This is a genomic window from Romboutsia sp., assembly GCF_035470145.1.
GTDB lineage: Bacteria > Bacillota > Clostridia > Peptostreptococcales > Peptostreptococcaceae > Romboutsia_D.
On record NZ_DATIRC010000364.1, the window covers coordinates 1 to 8,428 of the forward strand.

General features: G+C 27.0%; 5 protein-coding genes, 1 rRNA gene, 1 pseudogene and 1 riboswitch. All 7 genes and pseudogenes read left to right on the plus strand.

Translation table 11 applies throughout. From position 1 onward, the window contains the following. Window positions 1-23: 23 nt before the first annotated feature. Window positions 24-140, plus strand: a 5S ribosomal RNA gene (gene rrf / locus VLM92_RS14420). Window positions 141-312: 172 nt separating this feature from the next. Continuing rightward, window positions 313-1,254 carry a MoxR family ATPase gene (locus VLM92_RS14425; RefSeq protein WP_325277023.1) on the plus strand — a complete coding sequence of 314 codons (942 nt, stop codon included), beginning with the start codon at window positions 313-315 and terminating at the stop codon, window positions 1,252-1,254. A gap of 144 nt (window positions 1,255-1,398) precedes the next feature. Continuing rightward, the gene (locus VLM92_RS14430; protein WP_325277024.1) at window positions 1,399-3,174 is read left to right on the plus strand and encodes a cobaltochelatase CobT-related protein; all 1,776 of its coding nucleotides are present in this window, start codon (window positions 1,399-1,401) and stop codon (window positions 3,172-3,174) included. Between the two features lie 157 nt (window positions 3,175-3,331). Further along, a riboswitch (cobalamin riboswitch) is annotated at window positions 3,332-3,514 on the plus strand. A gap of 260 nt (window positions 3,515-3,774) precedes the next feature. Further along, window positions 3,775-4,473, plus strand: coding sequence for a cobalt ECF transporter T component CbiQ (cbiQ, locus tag VLM92_RS14435; RefSeq protein WP_325277025.1), 699 nt, complete (start codon window positions 3,775-3,777; stop codon window positions 4,471-4,473). Further along, window positions 4,466-5,284: an energy-coupling factor ABC transporter ATP-binding protein gene (locus VLM92_RS14440; protein WP_325277026.1), complete on the plus strand. Its 819-nt coding sequence runs from the start codon at window positions 4,466-4,468 to the stop codon at window positions 5,282-5,284. Before cbiQ ends, VLM92_RS14440 begins: the two co-directional genes overlap by 8 nt. Window positions 5,285-5,564: 280 nt before the next feature. Further along, window positions 5,565-7,787: a DUF3553 domain-containing protein gene (locus VLM92_RS14445; protein ID WP_325277027.1), complete on the plus strand. Its 2,223-nt coding sequence runs from the start codon at window positions 5,565-5,567 to the stop codon at window positions 7,785-7,787. Window positions 7,788-7,892: 105 nt separating this feature from the next. Continuing rightward, window positions 7,893-8,428 (plus strand): annotated as a pseudogene (locus VLM92_RS14450) (M18 family aminopeptidase); the annotation flags it as partial.

The window sequence follows — 8,428 nt, forward strand, 5'->3', positions numbered from 1 at the left end:
AATTAATTAAAATATAAAGATTATGTGGTTATAATAGCAAAGAGGATACACCTGTTCCCATTCCGAACACAGAAGTTAAGCTCTTTAGCGCTGATGGTACTTGGTGGGCAACTGCCTGGGAGAGTAAGACGTAGCCACGTAGTCTTTTTTTATATTTAAATTTATAGAAAATAAATGCCATCTCTTAAAAAGAGAGGGCATTTTATTTTTACATTAAAGGAAGCTATAATTTATATTAGCTTGAATAGTTATTACATACTATAATTTATATGTTAAAATTATATATATAAATTATATAAAAGGGGATATATCATGGGGATAGTTCAAAATTTACAACAACAAGGAATAAATCAAAAACTAATAGAAGATGCAATTTATTTTAAAGAATACTATAAATTAGAAGAGAGTCTTAGTCATAGAATATCTAACTCTAATAACTATTTTTATGGAAAAGAAATATGGGATATGGTTATATCAGCAATATTAGAAGGTGAAAATATACTTTTATCAGGTCCTAAAGCAACAGGAAAAAATTTATTAGCAGATAATATATCAGAATTATTTGGTAGACCTCAGTGGAATACATCATTTCATATAAATACAGATAGCACAACTTTAATAGGAACAGACACATTTATAGATAATGAAGTAAAACTAAGACGTGGCTCAGTTTATGAATGTGCAATAAATGGTGGTTTTGGAGTATTTGATGAAATAAATATGGCTAAAAATGATGCTATAGCAGTATTACATTCAGCATTAGATCATAGAAGGGTAATAGATGTACCTGGATATGAGAGAATAAATCTGCATGAGGCAACAAGATTTATTGGAACTATGAATTATGAATATGCAGGAACTAAAGAGCTAAATGAAGCATTGGTTTCTAGATTTATGGTAATCGATATACCTGCAGTAGAAGAAGAAAAGCTTATGTTAATTTTAAAAAATGAATTTTCAGATGCAGATGAAGAAAAATTAAATCAATTTGCTGGTATATTCCTAGACTTACAGTTGAAATCTCAAAACGGAGAAATATCTAGCAAAGCAATAGATTTAAGAGGATTGATAGGATCTTTGAAAACTATAAGAAGAGGTCTTAAGCCTGAGTTAGCAATTAATATGGGAATAACAGGAAAGACTTTTGATATATATGAAAAGGAAATAGTTGGGGATATTATTAAAACAAGAATACATAGCAAATGGGAGACAAAAGATATATTTCCAGAAATAAAATTACAAGTATCTAGATAACTTTGGTAATAAATTAAAGTTTAGGTCAAATGTTTATCTAAAATATACTTAAATATTTGAAATAGTAAATTAAAAATTTAATTTATAAAGATACCTTTTAGTTATAGAAATGGCTTATTATACAATACTAGGTAGGGGATAATTATGAAATGGATATATAACAACTATGAATTTGAAAATAGGATTAATAATTTATCTTGGACTATATCAGGAAAATATGATGAAGATATTCACGCTTCAGAAAAAGATTATACGTCTAAAGAGGTAGCATTATATTTTGCAATAATGGCAGGTGCTAGACATAAATATATTAATTGGGATATAGTAAAAAAGTATCTGGTAAGTAGAGTGAAAAAAGGGTATGACTTAAGTATAATTTCAAATTTAATTCAAATTTCATTAAATAGGGTAGTAGAGAGTAGGATAATAGAAGAAAGACCAGGAATCGAAGATGTAAGGGAAAAAGCCTATAAAGATGTAGTTTCTGGTTTTACTAAGATTTATAATGAGGATGTTTTACAAAAAGTAAAGTATGCTCTAGTTCTTGAAGGAATGGGAAAACATCCTACATTAGATGGTTTAAGCAGAAGAATAATTAATAATATTAAGGAAATAGATATAAATCAATCTATAATAGAGATGTTAAAAAGCATTGATTTAATATATTTAAACTATTTTCAACAAATATTAAATGGGAAAGAAGATACTGCAGAAAAATCACAAGAATATGCAGACAATACTGAAATAGATTTTGATACATTTGCAAATTTTATGTATGAAGAACTTTATAATGATGAAGAAAACCAGTCCATTGAAAATGAAATAAATGAGATAGCTTCTTCAATATTGGTAGAAAGTATAGGTGAAAGTGAAATAGAACAATCACATCAATCTTCTGATAGGATAATATATGTAGATGAAGAAACCTTGGACAAGATTTATAAAAAGATGGAACATTATTATGGTAAATCATATTTAACTAAAAGTGAAATAAAAAAAATTGAGACAAGGAATTGTAGAAATGTCCACGAAGGTTGTAGGATTCATTTTACAGAAGGAGTGCTAAGAAGTGAGTGTAGTAATATAGTTCAAATAAAATATGTAACTAGGCAAAAAGAAAATAATATAAGTAAGTTTAGAGATAAAATAAAAATACATAAAAGAAATATAGTAAAGCTAAAGGATAGTATATCTAGAATATTAATCGAAGAAAGTGAAAGAAGTAGAATTTACTCTGATTGTGGAACTGTATATGCAAATAGAGCATGGAGGGCAAGTAAAAGTAACAATAAAAAGATATTTTATAAAGATGTTGAAAATGAAAAAGGAAAATATGTTATAGACATATTACTAGATTCAAGTGGTTCTCAAAGTAGGAATCAGGCAAATGTAGCTACTCAAGCATATATAATAGCTAGAGCATTAACAATGGTAGGTATACCAAATAGGGTCATAGGATTCTCTAGTTTTATGGATTATACAATCTTAAAAAGATTTAAAAATTATGAGGATAATGTAGATTCTAGTGAAAATATATTTGAGTATTTTTGTGCAGGGAACAATAGAGATGGTCTAGCCATAAAGTCAACTTGTGAAGGTTTATTAAAGAGAAATGAAGAAAATAAAATATTAATAGTTTTAAGTGATGGAAGACCTAATGATGTAAAAATAGGTAAGGATAGAGAAAGAAGTATACGAGGAGAAATGGCGTATAGAGGAGTAGTTGGAGTAAGAGATGCTGCAAATGAGGTAAGAAAAGCGAGACAAAATGGAATCTTAGTTTTAGGTGTATTTACAGGTAAAGAAACGGATTTAGAAGCCGAGAGGTTAATATATGGAAAAGATTTCATATATACAAAAGATATAGAACGGTTTTCAGATATAGTATCAATGTATTTAAAGAAGATAATTAGGAATTAAAATTTATAAAGTTATATGAAATAATGAAAAAGTTTTCAAATAATAAGAAGGAATATTAAAAGTATTATAGAATATATCTTTTATAGAAGTTATTATTTAATGCTTAAAATAGGATAAATGCTGAGTTAATATTATGTAATCAAACAGATTTCTTCAAAATAATAAAAATATTATAGGTTCTTAAATCAAGATTAATAGGGAAAGAGGTTAAAGTCCTCTGCAGCCCCCGCTACTGTAAAGCTGACGAAATTTGGATTTAACCACTATGACTTAGTCATGGGAAGGTAAAATAGTAGGATGAAGCTAAGCCAGGAGACCTGCCTAATAATATTTAAGTAATTTCTTCGGGGAGGAGAAAATTTCTTAAAATACTTATGTATATAATTAGTATTTATAAAGAAAGTCTAACCCTTAGGTTAGACTTTTTAAATTGATAAAAAGATATATCAATATTAAAAATAGAAAATAGGATAGTTACCAAAATTTTAAAACTAGAATTAATCAGAGTTTAGTAGCTTGTATGGATTTATTTTCTGCTCAAGCAACTATAGAATCAGGTTTTATAGGTTATTATTTAGGTAGTAGAAGGAGAAAGTAAATATGCTTTTAATTGATAAATATGCATACACAAATAATTTAACAAATATAAATCCACAAATTAAAGTTAGTATAGGAGCCATTTTTTTAATTGCTTCTATGTTAGTAAAAAATATTTTCATTTTAATGAGTATAATGATTTTAATGAGTGTGTTTATAGTTTGTATAGCTAAAATAGATATGAAAAATTATATGAAATTACTTAGAATTCCGCTATATTTTTTATTTATGGGAATTATAATAAACCTTATTAATATATCGTTTGATTCAAGTACATTGATTTATAGTTTAAATATTGCCAATATATATATAGGTGTATCTAACGAATCATTAAGTACATCAATATATATATTGCTCAGATCTATGTCTTGTTTGACATGCGTATACTTTTTTATACTTACAACCCCTTTCAGTCAAATAATATTTTTACTAAAAAAAGTCTATATATCAGAGACAATAATAGAATTATCAATGCTAGTTTACAGATTTATATTTATATTCTTAGAAGAAGTAGAGGATATTAGAAAATCACAACAATTAAGATTTGGATATATAGATTTAAAAACTTCATACAACTCAATTGGCCTTCTTGTAAACATGTTATTTAAAAGAATGATGAAAAGATATGATGATATGTGTATATCTTTAGATATGAAGTTATATGATGGTAAATTTCACATAATAGGAGATGAAAATGTTTAAGATTAGTAATTTAAGTTATCAATATGAAAAAAATTCATTAGCTTTATCAAGTATTAATATGGATTTTTCAAAAGGAAATATAATTGGCATAATAGGCTCAAATGGTTCAGGAAAATCAACATTATTTATGAATTTAATGGGTATATTACAACCAATATCAGGAAAAATTTTATTTAATAATAAAGAGTTAAAATATAATAAAAAGGATTTATACAATCTTAGAAAAGATGTTGGAATAGTATTTCAAGATCCAGAGAAACAAATATTTTATTCAAAGGTATATGATGATATAGCATTTTCTTTAAGAAATATAGGTATAGATGAAGAAACAATAAAAGAAAAAATAAGAGAAGCTTTAATAGCTGTTAATGGATTAGATTTTATAAATAGACCAGTACATTTTTTAAGCTATGGCCAGAAAAAAAGAGTAGCAATAGCATCTGTAATAGCAATGGAAAATAAGATTGTATTGTTAGATGAGCCAACAGCAGGATTAGACCCAATTAGTACAAAGTTAATTGTAGATATAATTAAAAATCTAAGAAATAAAGGTGTAAAAATAGTTATATCAAGCCATGATATGAATTTAATATATGAAATATGTGATTATGTTTATGTACTAAATAAGGGAGAAATAACAGATTTTGGATTAACAGAAGATGTATTTATTAATGAAGATAAAATTGATAAAGCAGGATTAGAATTGCCTTGGTTAGTTAAATTGCATAAAAATATGAAATTACCTTTATTTAGAAAAGAAGAGGATTTGTATAAGTACTGGAATAATAAAGTACTCCATACAAATAATTAATTAGCCCTAACCTATTTTAATATAAATTTAATGAAAAAAGTCTTATGCTTTTCTATACAATACCCTAGAATTTAAATGTTCTAGGGTTTATTTTAATCTTTTCTTAATTGCTAATAAGTTATATACTATAGACTGGCAATCTTATATTTAAAATTTATTTTTATATAGATTTTAGATTTTCATTATATTGGAAAAAATCAAAATATAAGTTTCTTAAATTTGAACAAATCTTTGATATAGATTAAAATAGAGTTATATAACTGTTAACAGGAGGAAAAATATGAATTTAGATACATTAAATCCTGCCCAGAGAGAAGCGGTAGAAAAGACTGAAGGTCCTGTGCTTATACTAGCTGGAGCAGGTTCAGGTAAGACCAGGGTTTTAACAACAAGAATTGCGCATCTTATAGAAGATAAAGGTATACAAGCTGCTAATATACTAGCAATAACATTTACTAATAAAGCAGCAAATGAAATGAGAGAGAGAGTAGAAGAAACATTAGGTTCTGATACAAAAGAAATGTGGATAAGTACTTTCCACTCTTGCTGTGTGCGTATGCTTAGAAAAGATATAAATAGAATCGGATACAATAGAAGTTTCGTTATATATGATAGTTCAGATCAGGTTACTTTAGTAAAGGATTGTTTAAAAGAACTAAACTTAAGTGATAAGGTATTTGAACCAAAGGTAGTTATAAGTGCTATATCAGGAGCAAAAGATAAATTATATAATCCTAAACAATTTAAAGCTATGCACTTATCAGACAATAGGATGAGCAAGATAGCTGATATATATGCGCTATATCAAGATCGTTTGAAAAGAAATAGTGCACTAGACTTTGATGATTTAATATACAAAACAGTAGAACTTTTAAAGGAAAACCCAGAAGTATTAGACTATTATAGAAGTAGATTTAAATATATAATGGTTGATGAGTATCAAGATACAAGTAAGGCACAATATGAATTAATAAAGATATTAGCTAGAGAACATCAAAATATATGCGTAGTTGGAGATGATGACCAAAGTATATATGGATGGAGAGGTGCTGATATAAGAAATATACTTGAGTTTGAAAAAGATTATGATGATGTTCATGTAGTTAAGTTAGAGCAAAACTATAGATCAACTCAGGTTATACTAGATGCGGCTAATACTGTAATATCTAATAATATAGAAAGAAAAAGAAAGAAGCTTTGGAGTGAGAAAAAAGAAGGGGACTTAATAAAGATACAGCTATCTGAAAATGAAATAGATGAATCCGATTTTGTTGCTGATATGATAGCAAAAATATCTAGAGAACAAAATAGATCATATAAGGATTTTGCTGTACTTTATAGAGCAAATGCACAAGCACGTCCTGTAGAAGATGCTTTAAATAGAAGTCAGATACCATATAATATATATGGTGGAACTAAGTTCTATGAAAGAAAAGAAATAAAGGATTTAGTAGCGTATTTAAGAATAATACAAAATCCTCAAGATGATATATCACTAAAAAGAATAATAAACGTTCCAAGAAGAGGTATAGGTCTTAGAACTATAGAAAAGATAGAAGATAGAGCTAGTTTAAAACAAGAAAGTATATATTCAGTGCTGATAGATATAGAAACTAATTCAGATATATCAACAAAAGCAAGAAATAGTATAAGTGGATTTGTAGATACTGTAGGAACTTTAAGAACTATAAAAGAAGTATATCCTGTTAGTAAGTTAATAGAAAAGGTATTAGAAACTACTGGATATATAGATGAATTATCTAAAGATAAAAGTGAAGAAGCTCAAGATAGAATAGATAACCTAAAAGAATTTATATCTATAGCCTTAGAATTTGAACAAAATAGTGAAGAAAAAGACTTACAAACATTCTTAACAGGAGTAGCACTTACATCTGAAACAAGTAATGATGAAGAAAATGATAAAGTATCGCTTATGACTATTCATACATCAAAAGGATTAGAATTCCCAGTGGTATTTTTAATAGGTATGGAAGAAGGTTTATTCCCTATATCTAGGGCGGTAAGGTCTATGAATGAATCTGATATAGAAGAAGAAAGAAGGCTTTGTTATGTTGGTATAACAAGATCAAAAGAAACATTATATATGACATTAACTCAAAAAAGAACTTTATATGGAAAAACCAATCCATCAATAGCATCTAGATTTATGGAAGAATTACCCAAAGAATGTATAGACAAGCTTAATAAAATGGAAAAGGAATTAACTTATTCAAAAGCAAGCTATAATGTATTAGATAAATATAAACAAAAATACATGAACAATGTGAATAAGTCAGCAGTAGCGAGCAATGTAAATGCAACAATTAAAGATTCTAAAAAAGAAACAAATATAGATGATATAAAACCAGGAACAAGAGTGCATCACCCTAAATTTGGAGTAGGTACTGTTGTAGGTATGATGGGTACAGATGTTACAATAGCATTCGTACAACAGGGTATTAAGAAAATAAATAAAGAATATACAACATTAGATATATTATAAAATTGAAGTTCTAAACTTAATTGTGACTAAAATTTATCAACAAAGTATAGTTTTTAGTCACAATTATATTAAATGAATTTTTATATTACATAGGGAGGCTATACAATGGAACAAAAAAAATTTGCACAAGATCTTATAGATTTTATTTATGAGAGTCCAACATCTTTTCAAGCAGTAGAAACATCAAAAAAGCTTTTAATAGAAAATGACTTTAAAGAGTTATTACTAGATGAAAAGTGGAATATAGAAGTGAATGGAAAATACTATATAACTAAAAATTCATCTGCAATAATTGCATTTGTAGTTAATTCTAAAAATACAGAACAAGAAGGATTTAGAATAATAGGTTCTCATTCAGATTCACCTACATTTAGAATAAAGCCAAAAGCAGAGATATCTGTTGAAAATACATATTTAAAATTAAATACAGAGTGTTATGGTGGACCAATATTAAATACATGGCTAGATAGACCATTAGGTATAGCTGGGAGAGTAGTTCTAAGAAGTAACAACATATTAAAACCAATCGAGAAAATGGTAAATATAAATAAGCCGGTTTGTATAATACCAAATGTTGCAATACATATGAATAGAACTGTAAATGAAGGTTATGCATTAAACAAACAAAAGGATATGTTACC